This is a genomic window from Halovenus amylolytica, assembly GCA_004015825.1.
Lineage (GTDB): Archaea > Halobacteriota > Halobacteria > Halobacteriales > Haloarculaceae > Halovenus > Halovenus amylolytica.
This window is the reverse complement of sequence record SAYS01000001.1, coordinates 41349-65649: the sequence shown is the minus strand read 5'-3', so window position 1 is coordinate 65649 and position 24301 is coordinate 41349. Positions and strand designations below refer to the sequence as shown.

The following is a 24301-nucleotide window of genomic DNA, read 5'->3' as shown; positions in this document are numbered from 1 at the left end:
ACGATTGAAGCGAATTAATCCCGGCAGTAATTCGACTCGGAGATTAGTGCGTGTGGAAGACTTCTTGATACTGGTCGACCCTCTCTCGGATCGCATCGAGTTCGTCTTCGCTTGGATTATCCGGATTTTGCGGGACTGGGTACGATCCGAATTTCATCATCGATGCCATCAGGAGCAGTCTGGCCTTCGTGGACGTCAGGTTGCCGCCCTCGATCAGAAGGTTGGCGGTGTTTTCCTCCGTGAAGCCACCACTGCTCGCTCGTCCGACAGAGACGACCGGGAGACCCCGGATCGCTGCCTGTCGGAGGCCCTCCATGACCGACTCGTGTACCGAGCCGTACGGGGCGGTCCCTTCGAGGACGAACCCTGCGAGCGGTTCGGTCGCGAGTTTCCGCTGCACCTGCTCCATGATTATCTCACTTGGTTCCCCATCGTTTGGCATACTGTCCGACATATATTCGCCGAATTTCGTGATACTAACGTCCGGGATTGCGGGCAGGAGGTTCCCCTCGGAATCTTTGATTGCGACCTCGACGGTCCTGATCGTTCCGTTGGTCCGCTGGACGCCCGTCACTGTCGATGGCAGGCTAGTGATGTTCACTTCGGAGTTCCAGGTGTGTTGTTTGTTGGGGACATTAGTCAGCACTGGTGGGGCTGTACTCCCGATGATCCCGCCGTGGCCGCCTGATGGGGAGTATCCACCCGGTCGGTCGTCCATCTTCTGCACATTTCTGGACGAGAACACCTGTTCTTCCTGAATGTTGACCGCTCCGACTCGGTCCCGGCCGTTGCTGTCTTCCCAGATGCTGGACGTGATGTACGTTACGGAGTCGAATATATTTCGGTCACCCCTGTTCCCGAGATCGCCGTGAGACTGCTGGGAAGCGTTCGCGGCGATCGGTTTCGTGGTATCGACCAAGAGGTTCAACCAGTAGCAAGTCTCCTCGATAGTCGGGCTTCCTTCCGTCCAGATTGCGCCGGCGTACTCTTCTGACTCCATTGCATCCTGAACGGAGTTCGTGATCTCGGTTAGTGTCCGTCGAGTCGGGTCTTCTGCGATCGGTGTGTAAGTGAAGAAATCCTCCCCCCACGTCTCCGGTTCGATATCGCCCGCACCTTCGTCCGTGCGTTCGTCTTCCGGGAGCCCATCCCGGTACCCTGCAGATGGCGCAGCCCTGTAGTGATCGAAGTTGGCTTTCGACTTCAGAGAATTGTTGACACCGTAGACGATTCCGAACCGATCGATCTCCTCGAATAGCCGCGAAGTATCCGGGAAAAACGGTATTCGACTTTCGTCTTTCTGTGGGTCGTCAGAGTCGAGACTGTCACTGTCCCAGGCCTCACCGTTCGATTTCCGTGCCATGTATGGCAACTGGTACAGTCCATCGTCGGGCTGTAATGTCACTTCGTAGGCTGGAACACCATCCTCGGCTTCTTCGTCGAACTCACCCGTTTCTGGATCGACGTAGCCATCCGGCGGAGCGTACAGTTCCGTGTCCTGGCTGTCGAGTGGATGCGAACTGTGTGCATCGATGTACACTGTCACTGGAGCAGCCAACCGCTGGGGACGTAGCGGTCCCGAACCGAGTTTCTCCCCGTCCGGCCCCGTCAGAAGGTCCAGATCGTACTTTTCTCGTGCCTTGTTACTCGTGATCCGCGTCCCGGAGTTCAGGATTGTCGCTGTCGGACCGGCGAATACTGCGATTGTTGGTTTCGAACTCTCTTCCTGGCTGATATTCGACACCGCCTCGCTCCCGGAGGTGACTGTTTCGGCGGTCGTCTCGCGAGCGTTCGACCCCGAAGCGAGTCCGAGCGCACCCATTGCACCAAGGAACTGCATCATTGACCGGCGTTCAACTCCGCTTTGCTCGGTTTCTTGGCTTTTTTCGATACAATCGTCTGGTTTTTCACCATCACTCATGTAGGTTGTCCAATCATCATGGGCGTAATAAGTATTGTGTGAATATCACTTATACGTTGTTGCAGGAATATAAGGGAATACTGAGAAGATTTTCTATTAATCATAATTCTGATATTTCAGTATTTACCGACTGAAAACGAGGTGTCTGTGCTTTTGCTATTAGTCAGTACACAACATATATAAGAAATTACACAATGTCAAAAATTTCTTATTTCACATATACTGTCGTATCATCTATGTATCTCTACTTATTTAGCTACATTCCAGTAATTAATCGTATGTAGTTGACTGTTCGAGTTACTATGCGATGTCGGATCATTGGAATGTAGTGGTGGTGTGGTTTCGAGGACGGCGATACCAGCCAGTGGTCGTTACTGTCCAGCGACCGGTCACTTCGTCGTCAGAATCCGCAGTTCGTCTTCGTCGGCGAGTTCGTGGTCCAGTCCGACCTGCTGTTCGTCGTGTTTCGCGCTCGGGCCGCTCACCCGCGCGAAGCGGAACCGGTTCTCGAACTCGCCGCCGAGTTTCTCGCAGGCGTCTTCGACTGTTTCGCCTTCGAACAGCATCAGCGGCTCCTCGTAATCCACGCCGCGGCCGGGTTTGTCCATGTAGATGCGGATCAGACCGAGCTCCTCCCAGATCCGCTCTTTGAGCGCGTCGAGTCCCTTCTCTTCCTCGGCGCTGATGAAGATCGCGTCGTCGGGATCGATCCCGCGCTCCCGGAGGTTCTCGTTGACCGTCTCGGCGTAGTCGCGTTCGATCAGATCGACCTTGTTGACGGTCACCAGCGAGGGGAGATAGACGCGGTTGTCGCGGATGCCGTCGATGAATTCGTCGAGATCGACCTGTTCACCGATCGTGACGTTCGCGTTCGCGTGGCCGTGCTCTCGCAGGATGGTCGTCAATGTCGACTCGTCGAGATCCAGATCGACGCTGGCGTTGATCGAGATGCCGTCCTTTCCTTTCGGCCGGACGTCGACCCGCGGTGGCTCCTGATCGAGCCGGATGCCGTTCTTGTACAGTTCCTCACTCAGTCGGTCGTACTGCTGGATTTCGAACGCCGAGAGCACGAAGACGACGAGATCGGCCGTCCGGACGACCGAGAGCACCTCCTGGCCGTCACCGCGACCGCTGGCTGCCCCCTCTATCAGTCCGGGCACGTCGAGAAGCTGGATGTTCGCACCCCGGTATTTGAGCATCCCGGGGTTGACATCGAGCGTCGTGAACTCGTAGGAGCCGACCTCGCTGTCTGCGTTGGTGAGTGCGTTCAGCAGCGTCGACTTGCCGACGCTCGGGAATCCGACCAGCCCCACAGTCGCGTCGCCGTGTTTCTCGACGGCGTAGCCGGGGCCACCGCTGCCGGAGGCCTGCCGTTTCGCGAGTTTCTCCTTCATCTCGGCGACTTTGGCTTTCAGCCTGCCGATATGGGCCTCTGTGGACTTGTTGTAGGGGGTCTCCCGGATTTCCTCTTCGATCTCCTCGATTTCCTCTTCGAGCCCCATTACCCGTTTCTCTGCCGTCGATACGCAAAAGCGCTTTCGTCCGGTCCGATGATGGTGATCTCACTCACGGTTCGATTCGAACCACTCCACTGCGAAGTCGACGAGCGCTCGCTGGGACATGCGCTTCGCGTCCCCCACGCCGACGGTGCCCGTCTCGACGGCGTCGGGACGGGCACGCTCGAAGGCCGTGCCACAGTCTGGAAAGTCCTCGTCGTCGATATCGATATCTTCCCACTCGATCCACTCCCGTTCACCGTCGACGAGCATTGCCGCACCGTTGGTTTCTGTGCCGATATCGATGTCCGCTCGATATTCGGCGAGGTGCATCGAGGTGTTCGTCTCGTGGCTGGTTCCGAGAAAGAGAACGTCTCCATCGAGTTCGTAGATGCGAGCCAGCGGTGACTGCTCGCCGAGGGAGTTGTCGATGCTGTGGTCTCTGGTGACGAATCCGGCGTCTGCTCCCCACGCGGCCACGGAGTGCTGTGGGTGCTGGCTCCGGCGGACACCAGGACAGGAGCGAAAACATTCGCCGATCGCGCCCATCCCCTGTGTTGGTGTGACGTCCGGCCGGTACGGGGGCATCTGTTCCCGGATGGTGTCGTACCACGACTCGGGGACCGGCGGATTGCCCATGTTTGCAGGGTCCATGTTCCCGGCAGAGTTCGCCGGCATAGCGATCGTTCCCTCTTCTGTGATGACGTTCTGGAGTGCATCGATGACTGCTGGCGGGCCGCCGCAGACCCACCCGAGCGCGGAGAGCGAGCTATGGACGAACACTGCCTGGCCGGCTTCGAGCCCGAGACTACGGAGATCGCTGGTCATGGAGTCGACGGTGACCGGTTCCGGCGATCTGTCCTCTGGGAGGGTATCGCTCATGCTGGTGACTGTCCGGGGTCCGGAATAAGTTTTCTTGATCGCGGAAGGGTTGTCACTGGTCTTGTTTGAGGTGCCGAGATTAAGACAGCAAGAAAGCCCCCAGTCGCTCGATGGCTGCGACTCGCTGTGCTCCTCGCTTCGCTGCGGTGCTTGCTTCGTCTCGCTCATCGAGCGACTGGCCCCTTTCAGTCCCACCCCTATCGGCTGGCCAGCCAAGCTACGTGGGTGGGACTGAAAGGGGCGAGGCTCTGAACGACGGCGGACGACGCAAGCACTGCAGGGCCGGAGGCCCGAAGGGCGCAGCGAGGCCCCCGAGTTCAGAGCCTCGGGGCTTTCTTGCTGTTGTTAATGCTACTCGGAAATCACATGACACAAAATACCCAAACCCCCCATCTCGCAACCGAGTTGCCTTTAATCCCGGCCGTCGGATACGATAGATATGAGCGACGAGGATACGCCTGGCGGTCACGAGCGGTTTCAGGAGGTGACCGACCAGTACGACCCCGAGGAGGTCGAAGACCGGGTCTTCGAGCACTGGGATGCAGTCGACGCCTACGAACAGACAGTCGAACACCGAGCAGGGGAGGAGACGTTCTTCTTCGTCGACGGCCCGCCCTACACCTCCGGTGCGGCCCACATGGGCACCACCTGGAACAAGACACTCAAGGACGCCTACATCCGCTATCACCGGATGCAGGGGTACGACGTCACCGACCGGCCAGGCTACGATATGCACGGGCTGCCTATCGAGACGAAAGTCGAGGAACGCCTGGACTTCGAGAACAAACAGGATATCGAGGATTTCGGTGTCCACAACTTCATCGAGGAGTGCAAGGACTTCGCCAACGAACAGCTAGAGGGCCTCCAGGAAGACTTCAAGTCGATGGGCGTCTGGATGGACTGGGACAACCCGTACAAGACGGTCTCGCCGGAGTACATGGAGGCCGCCTGGTGGGCGTTCTCGCAGGCCGACGACCGCGATCTGGTCGAGCGCGGCAAACGACCGATCAACCAGTGCCCCCGCTGTGAGACCGCTATCGCCAACAACGAGGTCGAACGCGACGAGGTTTCCGCACCGTCGATTTATGTCAAATTTCCCCTCTCTGACCGCGAGGGGAACCTCGTCATCTGGACGACGACGCCGTGGACGATCCCCGCCAACACCTTCGTCGCTGTCGACGAGGATCTCACCTACGTCGGAATCGAGGGCGAGAAAGGTGGCGACTCCGAGCGCATCTACGTCGCCGAGGCAGTCGCCGAGGAGGTCGCCGAGTGGGCCGAGTACGACGACTGGGAGATCGTCGAGGAACTGACCGGCGAAGACCTGATCGGCTGGGAGTACGAACACCCACTGCAGGAAGAAGTCCCCGACTATGCCGACTTCGAGGGTGCCGGGCAGGTCTACACCGCAGAGTACGTCGAAGCAGACCGCACAGGACTGGTCCACTCCGCACCGGGCCACGGTGAAGAGGACTTCGAGCGCGGGACCGAACTCGATCTGGATATCTTCTGTCCCGTCGGCTCCGACGGTGTCTTCACCGACGAAGGTGGGGAGTACGAGGGACAGTTCGTTACGGACGCCAACGACGACGTGATCGCGGATCTCGACGCGAGGGGCCATCTGCTCGCCAGCGAGGAGGGCCACACGATCAACGACGGACACTGCTGGCGGTGTGATACCGGCATCGTCCGGATCGTCACCGACCAGTGGTTCATCACGATCACCGACATCAAAGACGAGCTGATGGATAACATCGACGACAGCACCTGGTACCCCGAGCAGGCCCGCGAGGAGCGGTTCAAGAACTTCGTCGAGGACTCGCCGGACTGGAACGTCTCCCGCCAGCGCTACTGGGGCATCCCGATCCCGATCTGGACACCCGAGGAGGGTGCGCCGGGCGAGGGCGATCGGATCGTCGTCGGCACGCGCGAGGAACTCGCAGAGCGCGTCGACCAGGATGTCGATCCCGAGGATGTGGATCTCCACAAACCGACCGTCGACGGACTGACGATCACCGAAGACGGGACGACCTACACACGCGTTCCCGACGTCTTCGACGTCTGGCTCGACTCCTCTGTCGCGACCTGGGGAACACTCGATTACCCCCAGGAAGAGGACGCCTTCGAGGAACTCTGGCCGGCCGATCTCATCATGGAGGCCCACGACCAGACGCGGGGCTGGTTCTGGTCACAGCTCGGGATGGGGACCGCCGCACTCGGTGAGGTTCCCTACAAGGACGTCCTGATGCACGGCTGGGCGCTGGCCGAGGACGGCCGGAAGATGTCCAAATCCATCGGCAACGTCGTCACGCCACACGAGGTCATCGAGCAACACGGCGCGGATCCGATGCGCCTGTTCTTGCTCTCGGTCAGCCCACAGGCCGACGACATGCGCTTCTCGTGGGACGAGATCGAGAACATGCAGCGCGATCTCAACATCCTCTGGAACGTCTTCCGGTTCCCGCTGCCGTATATGCGCATCGACGGCTACGATCCGTCGGCAGCCAGCATCGACGACGTGGAACTGGAGACGGTCGACGAGTGGGTTCTCTCCCGCCTGCAGGCGGTCGAAGCCGAGATGACCGACCACTACGACGAGTACCGTCAGGATCGGGCACTCGACGCCTTGCTCGAATTCGTCGTCGAGGACGTCTCCCGGTTCTACATTCAGGTCGTCCGCGAGCGCATGTGGGAAGAGGAAGATAGCGAGTCGAAGCAGGCCGCCTACGCGACCTTCTACGAACTGTTGACGGAGATCGTCCGCCTGTTCGCACCGTACGCACCGCTGGTCTCCGACGAGATCTACGGCACGCTGACCGGTGACGACGAGTTCGATACGGTCCACATGTGTGACTGGCCGGAGGCCGACGAAGACCTGCGCGACCCGGAACTCGAAGACGACATCGAGGTCCTGCGCGCCGTCGAGGAGGCCGGTTCGAACGCCCGTCAGCAGGCAGAGCGCAAACTCCGCTGGCCGGTGTCGGAGGTCGTCGTCGACGTCCCCGACGAGCAGGCTGCCGAGGCTGTCACCCGCCGGAGTGAACTGATCGAGGACCGACTCAACACCCGAACCGTCACCGTCATCGGGCCCGGCGAGGGTGGCTGGGGTGAACTCCGCTACTCGGCCGAGGCAGATATGAGTGTGCTCGGTCCGGAGTTCGGCGACGACGCCGGCCGGATCATGAACGCGCTGAACGAGGCCCGCGTGAGCGATCCCGACCTCACCGACCTCGAAGCCACTGTCGAGGAGGAAACTGGCCTCGATGTCTCCCTGACCGAGGAGATGGTCGAGTTCGTCACCGAGACGCCAGAAGGTGTCTCCGGCACCGAGTTCGAGGTCGGCGAGACTGCGGGTGTCGTCTACGTCGACACCGAACTCACCGAAGATATCGAGAGTGAGGGCTACGCCCGCGAGGTCATCCGCCGGGTGCAGGAGATGCGGAAGGATCTCGATCTGGATATCCAGGCAGCGATCCGGCTGGATCTCGATGTCGGTGACGACCGCGTTGCCGAGCTCGTCGAACAGCACGAGGACCTCATCGCAAACGAGGTTCGTGCCGCGGAGTTCGGCGATGTCGACGACGGCTACCGGAAAGAGTGGGATGTCGAGGGCGTCGAGATGGAGATCGCGATCGAGGAAGTCGTCGAAGCAACAGCGTAGAAGTCCGCGCCGGAGGCGGGGTTCCCCGGAGCCGAGCGATGCGAGGCTCCGGGCTTTTTGGCCACCGGAAGGCTCGCACTGCTCGCCTTCCGAGCCCTCTTTCGCTTCGCTCAAGAGGACCACGTTTTTCGAGCCGAGCGAGACCGGCGGTCTCGCTGACCATGCGAACGGGCCTGCGACCCGTGAGCAGAGAGTGGTCGCCGGAGGCGCGGGTCGTGTCCGAAATAGCTGTGTCGATCGTTCTGTTCGTATTTCACCGCCCAATCGGTAAAAAAATCGTGTGAAAAAAGACCTTTTAGTCAGGGGGTGAAAATACGGCCGAATGACTGATCAGACCACGAAGGAAATGTTACATGAACGGACAATTAGTCAGGATGTTCGTGACTTTGGGAACCTGCTCGGTGAAATAATTCAGGAGCATGCATCGACCAAAGAGTTCGAGACGGTCGAGGAGATGCGGAAAACGTCGATCCTCTACCGCGAGGGAGAGATCGACTCGCGCGACCCCCTCTACGACCAACTCGACACGATCGACGAGGAGACAAAAAACAGCCTCGCACGGGCGTTTACTACATATTTCGAGCTGACGAATATTGCCGAGGAACGCGAGCGTGTCCGGAACCTCCGATGTGGTTCACAGGATGGCACACTCGACGATGGTCTCGAAGCTGCGGCGGCGGAGCTGTCTGATTCTGATCCCGAAACTGTCGAGCGGATTCTCGAAGACGTCCTGATCCAGCCGACCTTTACAGCACACCCGACGGAGGCACGCCGGAAAACGATCAAGGCCAAACTCCGATCGATCGCGGAAGAACTCCAGCGACTCGACGAGTACCGGCTGACAGACAAAGAGAAACAACAGGTCAAGCGGGATATCGAAGCCGAGGTACTCGGGCTCTGGCAGACCCCACAGGTCCGCCAGCGCCGGCCGGAGGTCGAAGACGAGGCCCGCAACGTCCAGTGGTATCTGACCAACACGCTGTTCGATATCGTTCCGGAGGTGTACGACGAACTCGACGATGCCATCGATGCGGAAATCGATTACGACGTCGACATTCCGAAACTGTTCGAGTTCCGCTCGTGGGCCGGCAGCGACCGCGATGGGAACCCATACGTCACACCGGAGGTGACGACGGCGACACTCGAACGCCAGCGAGAGGTCGTCCTCGAACGGTATCTCGACCGCCTCGCGGAGATGTCGAGTGTGTTGAGCCAGGATGGCCGGCGACTCACACTCGACGAGGGCGTACAGGACCCACTTACCGATATCGAGGAGACGCTGCCCGAGGTCCGCGAGGAGGCCGCAAAACGGTATCCAGACGAGCCCTACCGCCGCGTGCTCATGCTGATGCGGGCGAAACTCCAGCGAGTCGGTGGCATCCGACCGGGTGGCTACGATACGGCCGATGAGTTCTACGACGATCTGGCCACACTCGCAGAGAGCCTCCACGCGAACAACTGCGATATCATCGCCGAGGCCCACGTCGAACAGCTCATGCGCCAGGTCGAAACCTTCGGCTTCACACTCGCCAGTCTGGATCTGCGCGACCACCAGCAACAGCACACAGAGGCCGTCGACGAGGCACTCGGCCGTGAAGGTATCGAGTACGCTGACCTCTCTGAAAACGAGAAAGTCGACGTCCTGACCGAGGCGGTTCTCGAAGACGACGCGATCATCGATCTCTCGAACCACGAGAACGTTTCGAGTACGGCCGCCCGCGTCATGGAGCGGTTCGACCGGCTGGCCGACTGGCAACGGGAGTACGGCCAGCAGGCGATCGATACCTACTGCATCTCGATGGCGGACGAACCGAGCCACGTGCTGGAAGTCCTTTTCCTGGCCGACCAGGCGGATGTGGTGAATCTGCCCGGTCACTGTGGCCTCGACATCGTGCCGCTGCTCGAAACCGAGTACGCACTCTCCGGTGCCCGGCGGATCATGGGGACGCTGTTCGAAAACGAGGCCTACGAGCAGGTCCTCGAAGCCCGCGGGAACACCCAGGAGATCATGATCGGCTACTCCGACTCGAACAAGGAAAACGGCTTCCTGGCGGCCAACTGGTCGCTGTACGAAAATCAGCGCATGCTCGCGGATATCACGGACGACTTCGATATCACGCTTCGGCTGTTCCACGGCCGCGGGGGATCGATCTCCCGCGGTGGCGGACCGATGAACGACGCGCTCAAAGCCCTGCCGAACAGCACCGTCACCGGCGACGTGAAGTTCACCGAGCAGGGGGAGGCCATCGCCGAAAAGTACGGCAACGTCCGGATCGGCGAGCGCGAACTCGAACAGATGCTCAACGCACAGCTGTCGGCCCGGAAGCAATCCATCGAGCACCCCGAAGAAGACATCGAACAGGAGTGGGTCGATGCGATGGAGACGATGTCGACCGCTGCCCGTGAGGAGTATCGCGGACTGCTGGAAACCGACGGCTTCGTCACCTACTTCGGCCAGGCGACGCCGATCAGCGTCATCGAGAACCTGAATCTCGGCTCGCGGCCGGCCTCGCGCTCTGGCGAGCGGAAAGTCGAAGATCTGCGAGCGATCCCGTGGGTGTTCTCGTGGACCCAGTCGCGGTGTATCCTCCCCGGCTGGTTCTCGCTGGCCTCGGGGATCGACGCCTATCTCGACGACGGCGGCGAGATCGAAACCCTGCGGGAGATGTACGAGCAGTGGCCGTTCTTCCAGACCACACTGGACAACGCCGCCCAGGCACTGGGTCGGACGGACATGACCATCGCCGAGGAGTACGCCGATCTTGCAGACGAAGAGCTTCGATCCGACTTCTTCCCGTGGATCAGAGGTGAGTACGAGCGCGCAGTCGAACTGGTGACGACGATCACCGGGCGCGAGGACCCGATCCGCCGCGAGTGGCTCCGTGAGAGTCTCGACCGGCGAAACCCCTACGTCGACCCACTGAACCTGCTCCAGAGACAGCTACTCGCACAGGACGAACGAAGCGAGCGCGACGAGCAGACGCTGCGGATCACGGTCAAAGGGATCGCTGCCGGAATGAAAAACACCGGCTAATCACGACGAGACGGCTCTTTCGACAGCAGTTGCGAGTGTTTCGAACTGTGTGACAGCCCGAGTCGCCGGTGCGACTGAACGAACGGGGTGGCCGGACTGCTGCGCCTGCGCGAGCGCTGGCGATTCTGGAACTGGCACGACAGGTGCGCCCAGCGTGGTTGCCAGCCGTTCGTCCCGTGCATTTCGATCGAGTTTCTCCGGCTCGACACGGTTCAGTGCGACCCTGACGAGCGGTGTCTCGATCACCCGCGCGAGCTCCCGGATGCGGATCGCATCGGAGATCGCTGCCGGGGTGGGTCTGGTCACGAGCAGGCAGGCGTCCCCGGCTAGCAGGGGAATTCCAGCGTCACTCCGCATCCCCGCTGGCGAGTCGATGACGACCCGGCCGTACTGGCTGGCCACCCGCTGGACGGTCTCGACGAGCGCTGTCGAGTCGGCCGCCCGCGCACCGGCCAGCGAGCGACCACAGGGAAGAAGCTTGACCGGTCCGCCCTCTCGGACGGCTTCCGTCGCCGATGCACGGCCGGCGAGGACGTCGTGCAGATCGGGGCCTCGACTCGTCGGCAGATCAGCCATCCCGAGATCTGCGTCGACGACGACAGCATCCAGCTCCGCAGCGAGGTTGTAGGCGACTGTCGATTTGCCGACGCCACCTTTGCCTGCAGTCACTGTCAGAATCATGCGACGCGTTCGAGAACCCCCGTGGGGATGTCGACTGTCTCCAGCCGGTTCGAGAGCTGTTGCTGGCGATCCGACAGCCGGGCGAGCTGTTCGCGGTCGGCCGCAAGTTGGGCCTGTAACTGCCTGACGCCGCCGATCCCGCCGACAGCGTCCAGTTCGGCTGTCGCCTGGTCTGCAGATTCGATACTGGCCAGCTGCTCTGCTTTCGCCAGCCGCTTTTCGACAGCACTGAACCACGACTCCAGCGCCCTGATCGATTCGTCGTCTGTCTGGCCTGGATGGCCCGCTGTCCGCTGGCTATTCGCCGCTGTCCGTTGTTCACGGCGTCGTGGCGAAACAGCAGTGTCTCTGTACTGCTCGTCTGCCGTGGACCCCGCTCTCTCGCCGATCTGGTGCCCGGTACGCGGCGCTCCAGGAACGAGATCACGCGGTGGTTTTGCCTCGCCCAGTGCCCGCAACAGCGTCTGTGGATCGACTTCGGAGTCCGATCCGGCGCTGTCTGTGGGCTGACTCTCCACGGTAGCTGGCTGGCCGTCCGGCTCGGCTGGCGAGGCGTAGCCGACGACGAGTCGATCGTCGGCCGCGACTGTCGTCTCGAAGCTGCTGCCTTCCCAGCCAGCAACTGGAACGCCCTGCCGTCTCGGCGGCCAGACCGGTGTCAGCTCGCTCTCGATCCGGACGCTGGCCGCGTGCTCGGTGGTTATCAGCAGTTCGACGAATGTCACACCGCCAGCCCGGGTGTGGTGCCAGTCGAGTGTCGCCATAGGGGTGGTGGTCGCCCCATCGGATTTAAACGTACAGAATGGGGCTACCGAGCCAGTCGCCGGCGGCCGCCGGGGAGTCGAATCGGTCACAGTCGAGGACGGCGGGCGCGTCGAGATCCGCGATCCGGGCGACTGCCAGTGCGGTCACGACTGGTGGCGCGTCGAACGGATCGGTCGCTTTCGACCCTGGAACTGTGTCGACTGCCGCTGTAAACTCCTCGCGGAGCTTGTCGACCAGCGAGGCGCGTGCCTCCTGTTCCAGATTCGCCCGTCTGTCTTCGAGTCGGAGCCGTTTCTCTTTGAGATCCCTGTGTGTCCGATTCCTCTCGCGTGCGTGATCGAGCTGTTCCGTTGCGGCGGCTGTGGCCGTCTCCCGTTCGGAGAGTTCCCTGATCGCCATTTCGAGCGCTTCGACGGCAGCGTCGGTATCGATCCCGTGGTCCCGACACGCCTCCAGCCGCCCTCTCGCAGCCTCGACGGCCTCGCGTAGCTCTGCCCGTTTCCGGCTGCTTTCGGCGATCTGCTCCCGGTACTCGGCAGCGGGCTGACTCTCCTGGGCGGCAAGTTCGGCATCGAGTTCGGTAATCTCCGCATCGAGTGCAGCGATTTCCTCGTCGGACTCTGTCGTCAGGTCTCTGCTCCGGCCGGCGCGTGCGAGTGCCGTCCGCGTTCGAATACCCATCCCGGTGTGGATGTAGCCGACGTGGTCGTGAACGGGCTGGGGCCGCTCACAGTCGACCGAGAGGCGGTCGCTGTCGTCGCCCCGTATCGCGTCACGGAGGGCTGCTGGATTCACAGTAGTGGGGAGATCGATTACCTCGCCCCGACGAACGATCTCTCCGATTCGCACGGTAATCGGCTCTGTCTGTGTCATGGCCCGCCGACGGATTCAGGTGGTTCGAGCGCCGACTCCTGCATCTGCTCTTTCGACGGGTGGTCCGTGCTCGATGCAAAGGCGGCGTACGGCACCGCTGGCTCCTCACGGTTTTCGTACTCGGTTGCTGCCTCCCGAACTGCGGCGGGAACGGCCGCGAACTCGTTGAACGGTCGGGTTCGCTCGATCTGGACTGCGTCGTCGTGTTTTTCCCGCAAACGGAGCGCCTGGAAGGCACCGAACTCGGTCGCTTCGAACAGTGCTGCCCGGCCGAACCGGCGAACGATACTCTCCTCGTGAGCGCGACAGACGTTGCGCAACGACTCGCGGGCCGACCGCGAGTAGGTAATCACCAGCAACACACCTGGCGATATCGAGCAGTTCGAGTAAAATAATTCGGGTTTTCAGTCAGCAGGGCCGCCGGATTCGAGGAGGCTGCGTGTCTTGATCTCCCGGTCGTCGCCGTCAAGGGTGACTTTCCCGTCGAACAGCGACGCGATTCCGGCGACATCTTTGGAGTCGTGGGCGCTCGGATCGATGTGGAAGTGAGCGCGTGCGCCGGCCGCGTGGATCTGGCCGGTGATCGCGTGCAGGAACTCGTAGGCAGTCTGGATCTCGACGTACTGGAGCATCGAGGTCAGCGATTCGAAGCAGACGAACACGGGTGCGTCCCACCGGGAGAGCATCTTTCCGATGCTGATCCCGAGCCCCGTGAGATCACTCGGTGTCGAGACGGTGTCCGTGACGACTCGGTCGTCGTCGACGGAACTCGAACTGTCGCCGACGGTTATCACGCCAATATTTTCGACCGCTTCGTCGTCGAGTTGTGCAACACAGTCGCTCGCGCTCCGGGTAAAGGAGACGAAGAGGGCGGTTGGCTCGGCGACATCACCGACGAGTAACGACGTGCAGACGTCCCGACCCTCCCCCAGCGGTGGCTCTTCGAGCAGAACATTCGTCGTATCTTCGAGTTTGCTAATCATAGCTGCCATCGATCCCGACCTGAATGGTGACGAGTAGAGGCCTGGGATATAAACCGCTTTGTCTTTCTGTCTGTCGGCTGGTGTATCTCTCCGTCTCTCGCCCCATCAGAAGTCGACGTTCGTTTCCGCACCCTCGGTTGCCCCGTCCAGCCCATCCTCCTGGGGGTCGGTGGCAAACTGGTCTGTCAGCTCCAGATCTGTCAGAATCTCCTGGTAGGCCGTGACGAACCGCTGGCTCACACGCCGGGACCGATCCTGCGTCGCCAGGACGGCACGCGTCCGGTCGACTGCCTGCTCGGCAACGTCTAGCTCCTCGGCGAGCGCTTCGGCATCGGTATCGGGCTGCTCGCGGACTGCTTCGCGGTTGCTTTCCCCGAGTGGTGGTTCGCCGTCCCGAACGAGATGGAGCTCCATCCGCGCCGCAAAGACTGTCGCCTCCTCGCGGTCGAGGGTCGCCGCAAGCTCCGCGTCGGAGCTACCGTCGTAGAACCGTTCGATTAGCTCCCGTCGCTGCTCGTCAGACAGGTCGGTCTCGAAGCCGAACTTCTCGCGGAGTGTTTCGAGTTCCTCGTCGAGTCGACGCTCGACCGACTCCCCCTCGTCGGTCAGTGAGCCGTGACTCTCCGTCTGGGACTCCGTTACAGTCTCTTCGTCGGAGACCGAGAGGAAGATGTCACGAAGCTCTTCGGTTTTCTCTTCCATCTTCCGCCATCTCGTCGGGACGGATATAAAAAACCTGTCCATCGGCTGGCCCTGTCGCAAAGATTCAAGCGACTCGATACCGATGTACAACTGTGGATTCGGAAGCACTGGCCGACCGGCTCGATTCGGAGTTCGAGGGGACCGAGCAGGTGCTGCGTGCCGTTACTCGACAGGCTCGTGATCTCGCCGACTCGGGGCGGATCGAGGAGGCGTTCGGGTACGAGCTGACTGTCGACGCCGTGGTATCGAATCTCGACGACGCGCCCGAGGAGTACACGCTCGTCGAGCGGTGGAACTGGTGGATCGACTCGCTCGAACTCGCTGACGGGAACTATCAGCGGTTCCGTGTCCGGCCGGGGATCGAGTCGGGCTGACTCGATCCGGTGCACGGAAACCGCTCGATAGCTTCTGCTGGCGGGTCGACACTGCCGGGGTGGATCACGCTTGCCAGTGCAGCCAGCGAGTCGACAAGCCGCGGTCCCGGTCGGTTGATGTAGTGGTGGCCGTCGATCACGTACACCTGCTCGTTCTGGACAGCCGTGAGTTCGTCCCACCCGTCCCGTGTCGTCAGATCTGTCGCGTTTTCCATCGTCTGATCGAGCCCGAACCCACACGGAGAGACGATCAGCACCTCGGGGTCGTAGTCCCGTATCTCCGAGAACTCGCGTGGTCGTGAGCGATCGCCCGGGTCGGCGAGGCCGTAGCTGCCACCGACCCGGTCGACCATGCCCGGGACCCAGTGGCCCGCGACCATCACCGGATCGAGCCAGTCCAGCACGGCCACCCGCGGTCCGTCGTCAGGCGTTCGATCGGTAATCTCCTCGATCCGGGATTCGAGATCTGCACGGACAGCCTCGGCCCTGGCCGAGCAGTCGAGCAGGTCCCCGAGTCGTTCGATATCCGACAGCATGTCTTCGAGGCTATGAGGATCACTCGTAATCACCTCGGTGTCCAGATCGAGTTCCTCGACCGTCCGGAGAATGTCGGAGTCGTCGACGGCACAGACGTCGCAGATTCCCTGTGAGACGATCACGTCGGGGTCGAGCGCAACCAACTGGTCGCGGTCGATCTCGTAGACGCCACCCTCTTCCAGTGCGTCCTGGACCTGCTCGTCGATTTCCGTACTGCTGGCGTCGGGGTCGACCCGGGAGCTGTTGACTGCCGGCAGCTCCCGGGCAGCAGGTGGGTAATCACACTCGTGGGAGACACCGACCGGCTCGACGCCGACGGCATACAGCATCTCGGTCGCGGAGGGGAGCAGTGAGACGACGCGCATACCCGCTGTAGCGACTGTGCGATATTAAAGGGCAGCCCGTCGGGTGCGGTAAACGAAGGTCGGCGTGTCAAAATGGGAAGCGCCGGCGGAGTTTCTCGAAGAAGCCGTCTTCGCCGTCTGATTTCTTGCCGTTCTCGATGGCGTGGTCTTTGGGTCGGATTACCGTCCGTCCGTCGTCGTTGGAGACGTCGATCAGCCCGTCCGTCTTCAGGTCCGAAAGGGCCGTTTCGAGCGAGTCGATATCTTCGTCGACCATCGCGCGGAGGTCGAACACCGTCATCCCGGTATCGTGTCGGTCGGCCAGTGCATCGAGGACAGCAACCTCTGTCTCGTCGCGATCACGATACTCCTCTTTCGCTCGCATTACTCGGCAGTACGGAACCCCGGCTCTTATATTTTGAGCGACAATGTGGTCGTCCTCTGGTACCCGAAACTGTTCGGGCTCTCACTGGCACCAGTCTCCCGTCACTTTCGACAGGCAATCTCTCGGTCGCCCAAGCAGTACGCTTATGGTTCGCACGGTGAGATATTCATGGCAATGAGCTTCAAGTGTTCCGTCTTCGGGCATGCATTTGGCGACGCCGAGATCGAACGCAACCGTGAGGAGGACGGAAGCGAAGTCGTCACGACCATCCGTGAGACACAGACCTGCAAACGCTGTGGCGAAGAGCGCATCGTCTCCGAGAACAAGGAAGTAACGACACTCGAAACAGCTGCGGATATCGTCGCCGACGACCTCGCCGAGGAGTCCGACGAGGAGCCGGTGGCGTCGGAGCCACCGGCCGAACCGGCAGAGACGCAGTCGGACAGCCAGCCCGATGCGGAGATTCTCGACGCGGAGACGAATACCGCGCCAGCGGCCGGCCCGGAGGGTGGTGCTTCCCAGACACCGGCGACTGCAACCGACGAGCCGACGACCGACGAGGGTCCGACTGTCTCGGACCAGCAGACCGCCGGGGAGGCAGGCTTCGCCGACGCGGAGAGTGAACCCAAAACAGACCCCGAGACAGACGACGGCGTCATTCTGGACGACGAGGAGGACGAAGCCGACGACCGGAGCCCCGGCGAGTGGCCCGAGGAGCCCGGTGACAACGAGGACGACTGGCAACCGGAAACGGAGATCGATCCGACGCCGGATGAACCGGATGTCGAGCCGACCGGCAGCGCCGTCTCGGTTCCCGACGGTGAGTTCCACTGCCCGGAGTGTGAGTTTAGGACACCTGTCGAGGAATCCTCACTCCGAGCGGGCGATTTCTGTCCCGAGTGTCACCGTGGTTCTCTGGAGCACGTCAGTGAGTGAGTCTCACCTGCTGAGTCTGGCACGAAAGAGGTAAGAGCCACCCCGAGCAAACAAACGACCATGCGCGAATACAAGATGCGGCGGGGTGAGTACCTCGAAGAACGGATCGAAGATATGGAGGCCACTATCGAGGAGTATTTCGGTCCGATAACCCACACCGAGAGTTTCAAGAATAGCGAGCTGTACGTCGTCGAAGAACCGGACAATCCGGTCTTTTCCCGGATCACCGCCGGCACTGTCGAGTACGGAGGCAAAAAGGACAAACTCGCTGTCGAGTTCGAAGAACGCCCGGCAGAGGAGGTCATCGAAGAAGGTCACTTCGACGCTGCAGAGGAAGCTGTCTCCCTGAAAAACGACTTCCTCGAAGAGGCGACCGGCCGCGACGCCAAATCACGGCGCGAATCGATGAAACGATCCGTCGAAGACGACGAAGTCCCCGACAACGTCGACGACTGACTCTTCTTTCACTCACCTCGGATACTGCTTGCCAGTGCGACCCTGTTGCAGCTATCGAATCCCTGTTCACTGTTCACACACCACGCCAATCGTAAAATAGTCCGCCCAGTAACAGGACAGTATGCCTGGTCCACTGTTCTGTGAGGGCGATACCGTCGAGTTGCGGCCCGTCGAGGAGTCGGATGTGGCGTTTCTGCAGCGGCTCGTCAACCACCCGCGTGTCCGGGCCGGGATCGGCAACTCCGATCCGATCTCCCGTGCCGAAGAGGCGGCGTGGATCGAATCGACTGCAGAGGACGACGACATCCACCTGCTGATCTGTGTCGATGGGGATCCGGTCGGTTCGCTGGGGCTGTTCATCGAACGACCTACCTGGGGGACTGCGGAAGTCGGCTACAGCCTCATGCCCGACCACTGGAATAACGGCTACGCCACGGACGCACTCCGACGGCTCTGTGCGTACGGTTTCGACGAGCGCAGACTGCACAAGATCGTTGGTCGGGCCTACGAGACGAATCCAGCGTCGAGTCGCGTCCTCGAAAAGGTCGGTTTCGAACAGGAGGGTGTGCTCCGACGGGAGGCGTTCGTGCAGGGGGAACACGTCGACCTCCACCGGTACGGACTGCTCGCCGAAGAGTTCGATCAGTGATCCCTGCAACCGCTAGTCGATGATCCCGTAACCGCGCTCGAACAGCCAGATGTCGACGAGCACGACGACGGCCGTAAAGCCGGTCAGCACCGCGAGCGCGACCGTCGGGTCGACATCCGAGTACGAGAGGAAGCCGTAGCGGACCCCGTTGACCATGTACACCATCGGATTGAGCAGCGAGAGCGTTCTGTACAGCCCCGGCAGCACGTCGAGCGAGTAGAACACACCGCCGAAGAAGACCAGCGGACGGAGGATGAACTGGTTCATCACGGTCAGGTAGTCGAAATCCTTCGCCCAGAGGCCGCCGATGATCCCCAGCGCGGCAAACAGCACAGAGATGACGATCATAAAGGCGACGAGATACAGCGGTTCCGCGACCGTGATCGTCAGATCGGTCAGCCGGACGAAGACGAGCCCGATGACGGCGATGATCGTCCCGACGACGATCCCCCGGAGTGCCGAGGAGATGATGTAGGCCGCGACGAACATCCAGTTCGACAGCGGCGAGATAATCACCGTCTCGATGTACTCGTTCCAGCGCCCGTGGAAGATCGAAAACGACGCGTTCTCGAACGCATTCGATATCGTCCCGAGGACGATCAGCCCCGGCAACAGGAAGATGATGTAATCGAAGCCGGCGATCTGGTCGATCCGGCCGCCGAGGACCAGCCCGAACACGGCAAAGTAGAGGACGTTCGTAATCATCGGCGGGAGGAAGGTGTTTCTGGGTCGCCGGACGAAGCGCAGGATCTCCCGGCGTAGCAGCGTCTGGAAGCCGGTGAGCCCGCCGCCTTTCTGATCGGTCTGTGTACTCGCTCCGACGCTCTCGCCGAGGAGGATGCCGCCGTCGGAGCGTGTCTCGACCTCATCCTGACTTTCCGTCTCGCGTGGATCGCTCACGAACTGGCCACCTCCTCTGTCCGTGTGAGATCGACGAACACCTCTTCGAGTGAAGCACGTCTGATATCCAGATCTGACACCTCGTAGCCGTCGGCTTCGAGATCGCGCAACACTGTCGGGACGAGTTTGCTCCCGCCGCGGGCGGTCACGAGCAGTCGGTCGCCGTCCATGCTGGCCTCGACGACGCCCGGCAGATCGAACGCTGGTGCAGTCGCGGGCGGATCGGCGAGTCCGATATCGAGGGTATCGGTCCCCCGCTCGGTCAGTTCGTCGGGGGTCGACACCTCGACGTTCCGTCCCTGATCGATGATCGCGACGCGGTCACAGAGTCGCTCCGCTTCCTCGATGTAGTGGGTCGTGAGCAAGATTGTCGTCCCCGCGTCGTTCATCTGTTCGATGATCTCCCAGAGGTCGTGGCGCAACTGGACGTCCACCCCGGCGGTGGGTTCGTCGAGGATGAGCAACTCCGGCCCGGAGACCAGCGCCCGGGCGAGCATAAATCTGCGTTTCATCCCGCCAGATAGCTGGTGGAAGCGGGCCTCGGCCTTCTCGGCGATGCCGACGATCTCCAGCGCCTCCCTGGCCCGGCTGCTGGCCGTCTCGCGGCCGTAGCCGTGGTAACCGGCCTTGTGTTCGAGCACCTCCCGGATCGGAAAGAACCGATCGACGTTGTACTCCTGTGGTGCGAGCCCGATCCGGTCGCGGACCTCGCGGTAGTCCTCTACTACGTCGTAGCCGAAAACAGACGCCTCACCGCTGTCGGCGCGGACGAGTCCGACCAGTGTGTTGATGATCGTCGTCTTGCCCGCACCGTTTGGCCCGAGCAGCCCGAAAAATTCGCCGTCATCGACGGACAGCGAGAGTCCATCGAGGGCCTGCACGTCGCCGTATGATTTGTCGAGATCGCTAATCGCGATTGCCTCACCCATGTAGCTACAGGAAGGCTCGTTTCGCGGTTAAGCCCGTCGTACTCCGCGTGAACTTCTCGCCGAGACAACTAATCTGCGGCCTGTTTCGGTTCGGGTTCTGACTCTTCTTCGGCTTCCCGCTTGATCTCGGGGCGTTTGTACTCCCGTTTCCGGCGGTTCGATGGTCGATTCACTCGTGAGGCGGTCCAGGGTAACATTAGTTTGGGTCTCCACATGGGTTGTTGTCGGTCACTGAACTGACGATGCTGGTCGTCTCCTCGCGTCGGCGTGTCGGTGTTTCTGTCATCATATCCTTCGAGTGTGTTTGCACGTAAGTATTTGTTGGACGTATTAACTAAGAATCCTAATATTCTACTGTAGACTTCAATTTTTGGATCGAGAATAACTCTGTTTGGATCATTCTAGCGCCGAAATCTGCAGCTTTAGAAGATCCCTTTCTGATACTCCCTGGTCGCAGAGACTGGGGAACTTCGTTCGGGTGCTCACTGCTGGCAGGCGATCGCCTGTGAGTCACCTTTGCCTTCAAGATTATAGTAGGTCTGTCGCACAGTGACCGGCGTCACGTCGGCGACGTCGGCGGCCTCCCGTTGCGTGAGACCGTGGCCAGCGCGCTTTGCGGCGGTGTACAGACAGGCTGCGGCGACGCCACCCGGGTTCCGACCGGCGTCGAGCCCCCGCTCCCGGAGTTCGGTGGCCAGTTTTCGACCCATTTGTTCGATCTCCGTCGGGAGATCCAGTTTGCTCGCAAACCGCGCCAGGAACTCCCGGGGGTCGATCGGACCCGTCGGGAGGCCGAGATCCCGGTTCATCGCGTCGTAGGCGGCGTCCAGCTCGTCACGGCTGGCCTTGGCGGCGGTGGTGATCTCCGTCACAGTCCGGGAAACCGACGCCGTCCGGCAGGTGGCGTAGACGACCGCTGCTGCGAAGCCCTCGATGGAGCGACCCTGGAGGAGATTTGCTTTCTGTGCCGATTCGAACAGTGCACACGCTTGCTCCTGGACGTGTTCCGGGAGATCGAGTGCGCCGACGAGCCGGCGGATCTCGGTGAATGCGTACACTCGATTGCGCTCGGCTTTGCTGCGGATCTTGGTGCGTTTGTGCTGGCGGCGCATCCGGGCGACTCGGCGGCGTTTGCGACCCTTCAGTCGGGTGGAGTGACCGATCTCCGTCGAGAGCCCACGGTCGTGCCGGGAGCGTGTCAGCGGCGCGCCCGTACGCTCAGGGTTGGTGTCGTCGTCCTCGAAAGACCGCCACTCCGGTCCCGGATCGATCGCGTGTTCGTCGACGACCAGTCCACACTGCGTGCAGACGGTCTCGCAGTCATCTGATCGAAGCGATCCATCACACTCGGGACAGACGTTTGCTGTCGCGGCTGTCATCACGTCTTCTTTGGCCCCCGATGGGTATTTAAACAGGAGCAGCTTCCGGCTGTATTTGCTGGTATCCGGAAAATCTACCTACCGATTACCGGCAGGTAACTCGATCCAGGTTCGGGGGTCGGAGTATCACGACGGTCCACCGGGATCACATCTTTTTTATGAGATGGCGAAACCACATTCTCGTAATGGGATTGTCGGAGATTGCGGCCGGGATCGAGGTCACCGACCGGCAGGAAGACCGGGGTGTGGCGACCGTCGACGAGACCGACGCCTCGCTCGCCGATCGTCTCGAACCCTTCGCAGAGGAGCTTCCGTGTTCGCCGAGTGCAGCGGCCACCGTGCTCGAACGGTACTGTGAGGGTGGTTCTGTGGGATCGGCTGGCCGTGCGGCGGGGATCGCGCCGACGACAGCGGCGAAGACACTGCACCTGCTCGGTGAGTCTGTCTCGCCACTGGGGCCGATGGAAGCGGAGATTGTTCAGGATTATCTCGACGGGCGACTCTCCCGGAGTGAGGCGCTCGAACTGACCCGTGTCGGTGAGGAGAGCTTCGCGCTCGCTGTGTACGTCGAGACCCACGACCCACTGGAGGAGGTAGCCACCGCAATCGAGGGTGTGCTGGCAGCCACGCGGACCGCTGGATCCTCACTGTCTGGTGGACTGCCGGACAGCCTGTAATATCAATCGCGATACTGCCCGGGAACGCATAACTCGGTTTACGAGAGAGGGGTATAGAGTCACAGAGCCACATGCCGCTTTTGATCAACATCCAGAAGCTGAAGCTCATCAACGAACTGATCGAGGTCGGTGCGACGAACGTCGCCGAGTCGTTCAGTACGCTCGCCGGGACCGAGACGACAGTCGAGATCCAGAGTCTCGCCTTCGCCGATCCCGTCGATCTCCCCGATGCGATGGGTGAAGACGAGTGTTACGTCGCGACGATACAGCTGACCGAGCCACCCTACGGCGTGTTTATGCTCACCTTCTCGGACGACACGGCGAGAAAGGTCGCGGAACTGCTCTCCGGCCAGTCGGTCGGCGCGGCACTGACCGAACTCCAGGAGAGCACCCTGCAGGAGATGTGTAACAGCTGTACCTCCGGCTTTATCGACGAGATCGCGAACGTTCTCGATACGACGATCGATATGGGAACGCCGACACTGAGCCACGATGGCAAACAGATGCTCCGGCAGGAACTCTCGCACGTTCGCGACGAATGGATCGCCCTCTACTCGATTCGGTCCTCAGCGTCCCGGAACACGACACTGATCTCGAACTGAACGTCTACCTCGTCCCCGCACCCGGTCCCTTCGTGAACTTGCTCGATACGATCGAACTGGAGACGGGGAACGCTGCTGATTGATTGGATTCCTAATTCTACATCTCGTCATACCCCAGAGCCGAAGCCGTGGGCTTTTGGCCTGCAACAGCCTAGAGGTTACAAATGCGGATCGAACTTCGCGTCTGTCGACACTGTTTCGAGGGCGAACACGAGAACGAACACAAGACCAAGATCACCCGGGATCTCGTCGCGTGTGCCGAGATCGTCAAAGAGCATACCGATGTGACGGATCTCGACGATGTCCACATCCGGTGGGTCACCGAAGACGAAGACGACGATGGCCGACCAGCAGCGCTGCCAGCCGTCGCGGCAACTATCAACGAAGAACAGATTATGGTCTCTGATACCCAGCTGATCACGATGGGTGAAAACGGCTACATGATGATCTACCCGAACCCACAGGACGCACTGAAGGTACTCTCGGGGAACATCGACGAGATCAACAAGGTCACCTCAGAGAACGTGACACCGCAGCTCTCACCGGAAGGCGCGGAGATCCTCACCGGCGGTGCCGAACGCCCCGAGGACGGTGACGAAGAAGATATCTACTCCTGATCGAAACTCGCTATCTTGATTCAGCGAGAGAATCCCGCCGTTCACGGCGTTGACGAGACGCTTCGCGTCTCGTTCGCACATCAGAAATCAAAGATTTCTGAGGACGGGCGTGAATCGTGTACGCTCCGGTGGGAAACCACCGCGTTACTCGATCGTCAGCGTGTAGACGCGCTTCCGTGCGTCGTTGAACGAAAACCGTGACTCCACGACGTCGATATCTTCGAGCCGGCCCAGGGCGTACCTGACCGTCCGTGCCGGTAACAGCGTCTCTTCGGCGAGCTGACTCTGGGTGAGCGCACCGTTGTAGTCGAGAATCTTCGCGACCAGCTTCGCACTCGGTGGCAGATCCTGAACGGCTTCCCAGCCGACGGCTGCCGGCTCGTCTGTCTGAACTGTCTCTGATGTACTCATTCTGTTTCCCTTCTCGGAGATGCAAGTAAATAATAGTTTCTACTTAGTGTGATTACTGACGAGCATTTTCAAGCTGCTGGAGCCTGATATAGCTTGTTCCATCTCGT

The 24301-nt window shown here is 60.9% G+C and carries 26 protein-coding genes; 10 read left to right on the top strand and 16 right to left on the bottom strand.

Features of this window, described 5'->3' with window-relative positions:
• Positions 1-43 precede the first annotated feature (43 nt).
• From EOW68_RS02325 to EOW68_RS02315, 3 genes are all read right to left on the bottom strand, one after another.
• Complete coding sequence (locus tag EOW68_RS02325; protein WP_128223567.1) at positions 44-1921, bottom strand: asparaginase domain-containing protein; 1878 nt, start codon at positions 1919-1921, stop codon at positions 44-46.
• Positions 1922-2310: 389 nt separating this feature from the next.
• Entirely contained in the window at positions 2311-3423 is a 1113-nt protein-coding gene (locus tag EOW68_RS02320) for an OBG GTPase family GTP-binding protein (RefSeq protein ID WP_128223566.1), read from the bottom strand.
• Positions 3424-3483: 60 nt separating this feature from the next.
• Positions 3484-4299 carry an AAC(3) family N-acetyltransferase gene (locus EOW68_RS02315; protein ID WP_128223565.1) on the bottom strand — a complete coding sequence of 272 codons (816 nt, stop codon included), beginning with the start codon at positions 4297-4299 and terminating at the stop codon, positions 3484-3486.
• Between the two features lie 439 nt (positions 4300-4738).
• On the opposite strand from EOW68_RS02315, the gene ileS reads away from it, so the two are divergent.
• Both ileS and ppc read left to right on the top strand, forming a co-directional pair.
• Complete coding sequence (gene ileS, locus EOW68_RS02310; RefSeq protein WP_128223564.1) at positions 4739-7960, top strand: isoleucine--tRNA ligase; 3222 nt, start codon at positions 4739-4741, stop codon at positions 7958-7960.
• Between the two features lie 322 nt (positions 7961-8282).
• A complete protein-coding gene (gene ppc / locus EOW68_RS02305; RefSeq protein ID WP_431358702.1) occupies positions 8283-10994 on the top strand; it encodes a phosphoenolpyruvate carboxylase in 2712 nt (903 codons plus the stop codon).
• Here the strand turns inward: ppc and EOW68_RS02300 are convergent, their stop codons facing one another.
• The 6 genes from EOW68_RS02300 to EOW68_RS02275 form a co-directional block, all read right to left on the bottom strand.
• A complete protein-coding gene (locus EOW68_RS02300) occupies positions 10995-11675 on the bottom strand; it encodes a MinD/ParA family ATP-binding protein (RefSeq protein WP_128223563.1) in 681 nt (226 codons plus the stop codon).
• Complete coding sequence (locus EOW68_RS02295; protein WP_128223562.1) at positions 11672-12439, bottom strand: DUF7857 domain-containing protein; 768 nt, start codon at positions 12437-12439, stop codon at positions 11672-11674. The genes EOW68_RS02300 and EOW68_RS02295 overlap by 4 nt, the downstream gene beginning before the upstream one ends.
• Positions 12440-12464: 25 nt before the next feature.
• Entirely contained in the window at positions 12465-13313 is an 849-nt protein-coding gene (locus EOW68_RS02290) for a DUF7856 family protein (RefSeq protein ID WP_128223561.1), read from the bottom strand.
• Positions 13310-13675: a DUF7855 family protein gene (locus EOW68_RS02285; RefSeq protein WP_128223560.1), complete on the bottom strand. Its 366-nt coding sequence runs from the start codon at positions 13673-13675 to the stop codon at positions 13310-13312. The genes EOW68_RS02290 and EOW68_RS02285 overlap by 4 nt, the downstream gene beginning before the upstream one ends.
• A 42-nt stretch (positions 13676-13717) precedes the next feature.
• A complete protein-coding gene (locus tag EOW68_RS02280; RefSeq protein WP_128223559.1) occupies positions 13718-14305 on the bottom strand; it encodes a DUF7504 family protein in 588 nt (195 codons plus the stop codon).
• Between the two features lie 96 nt (positions 14306-14401).
• Positions 14402-14998, bottom strand: a complete 597-nt coding sequence (locus EOW68_RS02275) for a conditioned medium-induced protein 4 (protein WP_128223558.1) — start codon at positions 14996-14998, stop codon at positions 14402-14404.
• Between the two features lie 62 nt (positions 14999-15060).
• Between EOW68_RS02275 and EOW68_RS02270 the strand changes: the two genes are divergently transcribed.
• Positions 15061-15372, top strand: a complete 312-nt coding sequence (locus tag EOW68_RS02270; protein ID WP_489666324.1) for a WNWW family protein — start codon at positions 15061-15063, stop codon at positions 15370-15372.
• On the opposite strand, the gene EOW68_RS02265 is transcribed toward EOW68_RS02270, so the two are convergent.
• Entirely contained in the window at positions 15333-16274 is a 942-nt protein-coding gene (locus tag EOW68_RS02265) for a cobalamin-binding protein (RefSeq protein WP_128223556.1), read from the bottom strand. The two genes, EOW68_RS02270 and EOW68_RS02265, sit on opposite strands and share 40 nt — an antisense overlap.
• A gap of 67 nt (positions 16275-16341) precedes the next feature.
• Positions 16342-16638, bottom strand: coding sequence for a DUF6432 family protein (locus EOW68_RS02260; protein ID WP_128223555.1), 297 nt, complete (start codon positions 16636-16638; stop codon positions 16342-16344).
• 174 nt (positions 16639-16812) lie between these two features.
• Here EOW68_RS02260 and EOW68_RS02255 point away from each other — a divergent pair, with 174 nt between their 5' ends.
• The 3 genes from EOW68_RS02255 (at position 16813) to EOW68_RS02245 (ending at position 18679) form a co-directional block, all read left to right on the top strand.
• Positions 16813-17574: a DUF7093 family protein gene (locus tag EOW68_RS02255; protein ID WP_128223554.1), complete on the top strand. Its 762-nt coding sequence runs from the start codon at positions 16813-16815 to the stop codon at positions 17572-17574.
• Between the two features lie 60 nt (positions 17575-17634).
• The gene (locus EOW68_RS02250) at positions 17635-18030 is read left to right on the top strand and encodes a DUF5611 family protein (protein WP_128223553.1); all 396 of its coding nucleotides are present in this window, start codon (positions 17635-17637) and stop codon (positions 18028-18030) included.
• Positions 18031-18151: 121 nt separating this feature from the next.
• Positions 18152-18679 (top strand): GNAT family N-acetyltransferase, encoded by a 528-nt coding sequence (locus EOW68_RS02245; protein ID WP_128223552.1) that lies wholly within the window; start codon positions 18152-18154, stop codon positions 18677-18679.
• A 12-nt stretch (positions 18680-18691) separates the two neighbouring features.
• On the opposite strand, the gene EOW68_RS02240 is transcribed toward EOW68_RS02245, so the two are convergent.
• From EOW68_RS02240 to EOW68_RS02230, 4 genes are all read right to left on the bottom strand, one after another.
• A complete protein-coding gene (locus EOW68_RS02240; RefSeq protein ID WP_128223800.1) occupies positions 18692-19519 on the bottom strand; it encodes an ABC transporter permease in 828 nt (275 codons plus the stop codon).
• Between the two features lie 56 nt (positions 19520-19575).
• Positions 19576-20508, bottom strand: a complete 933-nt coding sequence (locus tag EOW68_RS02235; RefSeq protein ID WP_128223551.1) for an ABC transporter ATP-binding protein — start codon at positions 20506-20508, stop codon at positions 19576-19578.
• Between the two features lie 68 nt (positions 20509-20576).
• Complete coding sequence (locus tag EOW68_RS18380) at positions 20577-20705, bottom strand: hypothetical protein (protein ID WP_431358701.1); 129 nt, start codon at positions 20703-20705, stop codon at positions 20577-20579.
• Positions 20706-20990: 285 nt separating this feature from the next.
• Positions 20991-21887 carry a transcription initiation factor IIB gene (locus EOW68_RS02230; RefSeq protein ID WP_128223550.1) on the bottom strand — a complete coding sequence of 299 codons (897 nt, stop codon included), beginning with the start codon at positions 21885-21887 and terminating at the stop codon, positions 20991-20993.
• Between the two features lie 185 nt (positions 21888-22072).
• Between EOW68_RS02230 and EOW68_RS02225 the strand changes: the two genes are divergently transcribed.
• The 4 genes from EOW68_RS02225 to EOW68_RS02215 all read left to right on the top strand — a co-directional run bounded on the left by EOW68_RS02225 (position 22073) and on the right by EOW68_RS02215 (position 23783).
• Positions 22073-22564: a DUF7858 family protein gene (locus EOW68_RS02225; RefSeq protein WP_128223549.1), complete on the top strand. Its 492-nt coding sequence runs from the start codon at positions 22073-22075 to the stop codon at positions 22562-22564.
• A 71-nt stretch (positions 22565-22635) separates the two neighbouring features.
• Positions 22636-23166 carry a chemotaxis protein CheC gene (locus EOW68_RS02220; protein ID WP_431358700.1) on the top strand — a complete coding sequence of 177 codons (531 nt, stop codon included), beginning with the start codon at positions 22636-22638 and terminating at the stop codon, positions 23164-23166.
• A complete protein-coding gene (locus tag EOW68_RS18375) occupies positions 23103-23249 on the top strand; it encodes a hypothetical protein (RefSeq protein WP_431358725.1) in 147 nt (48 codons plus the stop codon). The genes EOW68_RS02220 and EOW68_RS18375 overlap by 64 nt, the downstream gene beginning before the upstream one ends.
• 81 nt (positions 23250-23330) lie before the next feature.
• On the top strand, positions 23331-23783 hold the full coding sequence (locus EOW68_RS02215; RefSeq protein WP_128223548.1) for a hypothetical protein: 453 nt from the start codon (positions 23331-23333) through the stop codon (positions 23781-23783).
• 144 nt (positions 23784-23927) lie between these two features.
• Here the strand turns inward: EOW68_RS02215 and EOW68_RS02210 are convergent, their stop codons facing one another.
• Positions 23928-24194, bottom strand: coding sequence for a winged helix-turn-helix domain-containing protein (locus EOW68_RS02210; protein ID WP_128223547.1), 267 nt, complete (start codon positions 24192-24194; stop codon positions 23928-23930).
• Between the last annotated feature and the right edge of the window lie 107 nt (positions 24195-24301).

Bases quoted from the DNA above. Each gene is read 5' to 3' on its own strand.
- EOW68_RS02325 (WP_128223567.1), bottom strand. From the start codon at position 1,921: ATGAGTGATGGTGAAAAACCAGACGATTGTATCGAAAAAAGCCAAGAA.
- EOW68_RS02320 (WP_128223566.1), bottom strand. From the start codon at position 3,423: ATGGGGCTCGAAGAGGAAATCGAGGAGATCGAAGAGGAAATCCGGGAG.
- EOW68_RS02315 (WP_128223565.1), bottom strand. From the start codon at position 4,299: ATGAGCGATACCCTCCCAGAGGACAGATCGCCGGAACCGGTCACCGTC.
- ileS (WP_128223564.1), top strand. From the start codon at position 4,739: ATGAGCGACGAGGATACGCCTGGCGGTCACGAGCGGTTTCAGGAGGTG.
- ppc (WP_431358702.1), top strand. From the start codon at position 8,283: ATGACTGATCAGACCACGAAGGAAATGTTACATGAACGGACAATTAGT.
- EOW68_RS02300 (WP_128223563.1), bottom strand. From the start codon at position 11,675: ATGATTCTGACAGTGACTGCAGGCAAAGGTGGCGTCGGCAAATCGACA.
- EOW68_RS02295 (WP_128223562.1), bottom strand. From the start codon at position 12,439: ATGGCGACACTCGACTGGCACCACACCCGGGCTGGCGGTGTGACATTC.
- EOW68_RS02290 (WP_128223561.1), bottom strand. From the start codon at position 13,313: ATGACACAGACAGAGCCGATTACCGTGCGAATCGGAGAGATCGTTCGT.
- EOW68_RS02280 (WP_128223559.1), bottom strand. From the start codon at position 14,305: ATGGCAGCTATGATTAGCAAACTCGAAGATACGACGAATGTTCTGCTC.
- EOW68_RS02275 (WP_128223558.1), bottom strand. From the start codon at position 14,998: ATGGAAGAGAAAACCGAAGAGCTTCGTGACATCTTCCTCTCGGTCTCC.
- EOW68_RS02265 (WP_128223556.1), bottom strand. From the start codon at position 16,274: ATGCGCGTCGTCTCACTGCTCCCCTCCGCGACCGAGATGCTGTATGCC.
- EOW68_RS02260 (WP_128223555.1), bottom strand. From the start codon at position 16,638: ATGCGAGCGAAAGAGGAGTATCGTGATCGCGACGAGACAGAGGTTGCT.
- EOW68_RS02255 (WP_128223554.1), top strand. From the start codon at position 16,813: ATGAGCTTCAAGTGTTCCGTCTTCGGGCATGCATTTGGCGACGCCGAG.
- EOW68_RS02250 (WP_128223553.1), top strand. From the start codon at position 17,635: ATGCGCGAATACAAGATGCGGCGGGGTGAGTACCTCGAAGAACGGATC.
- EOW68_RS02245 (WP_128223552.1), top strand. From the start codon at position 18,152: ATGCCTGGTCCACTGTTCTGTGAGGGCGATACCGTCGAGTTGCGGCCC.
- EOW68_RS02235 (WP_128223551.1), bottom strand. From the start codon at position 20,508: ATGGGTGAGGCAATCGCGATTAGCGATCTCGACAAATCATACGGCGAC.
- EOW68_RS18380 (WP_431358701.1), bottom strand. From the start codon at position 20,705: ATGTTACCCTGGACCGCCTCACGAGTGAATCGACCATCGAACCGCCGG.
- EOW68_RS02230 (WP_128223550.1), bottom strand. From the start codon at position 21,887: ATGACAGCCGCGACAGCAAACGTCTGTCCCGAGTGTGATGGATCGCTT.
- EOW68_RS02225 (WP_128223549.1), top strand. From the start codon at position 22,073: ATGGGATTGTCGGAGATTGCGGCCGGGATCGAGGTCACCGACCGGCAG.
- EOW68_RS02220 (WP_431358700.1), top strand. From the start codon at position 22,636: ATGCCGCTTTTGATCAACATCCAGAAGCTGAAGCTCATCAACGAACTG.
- EOW68_RS18375 (WP_431358725.1), top strand. From the start codon at position 23,103: ATGGATCGCCCTCTACTCGATTCGGTCCTCAGCGTCCCGGAACACGAC.
- EOW68_RS02215 (WP_128223548.1), top strand. From the start codon at position 23,331: ATGCGGATCGAACTTCGCGTCTGTCGACACTGTTTCGAGGGCGAACAC.
- EOW68_RS02210 (WP_128223547.1), bottom strand. From the start codon at position 24,194: ATGAGTACATCAGAGACAGTTCAGACAGACGAGCCGGCAGCCGTCGGC.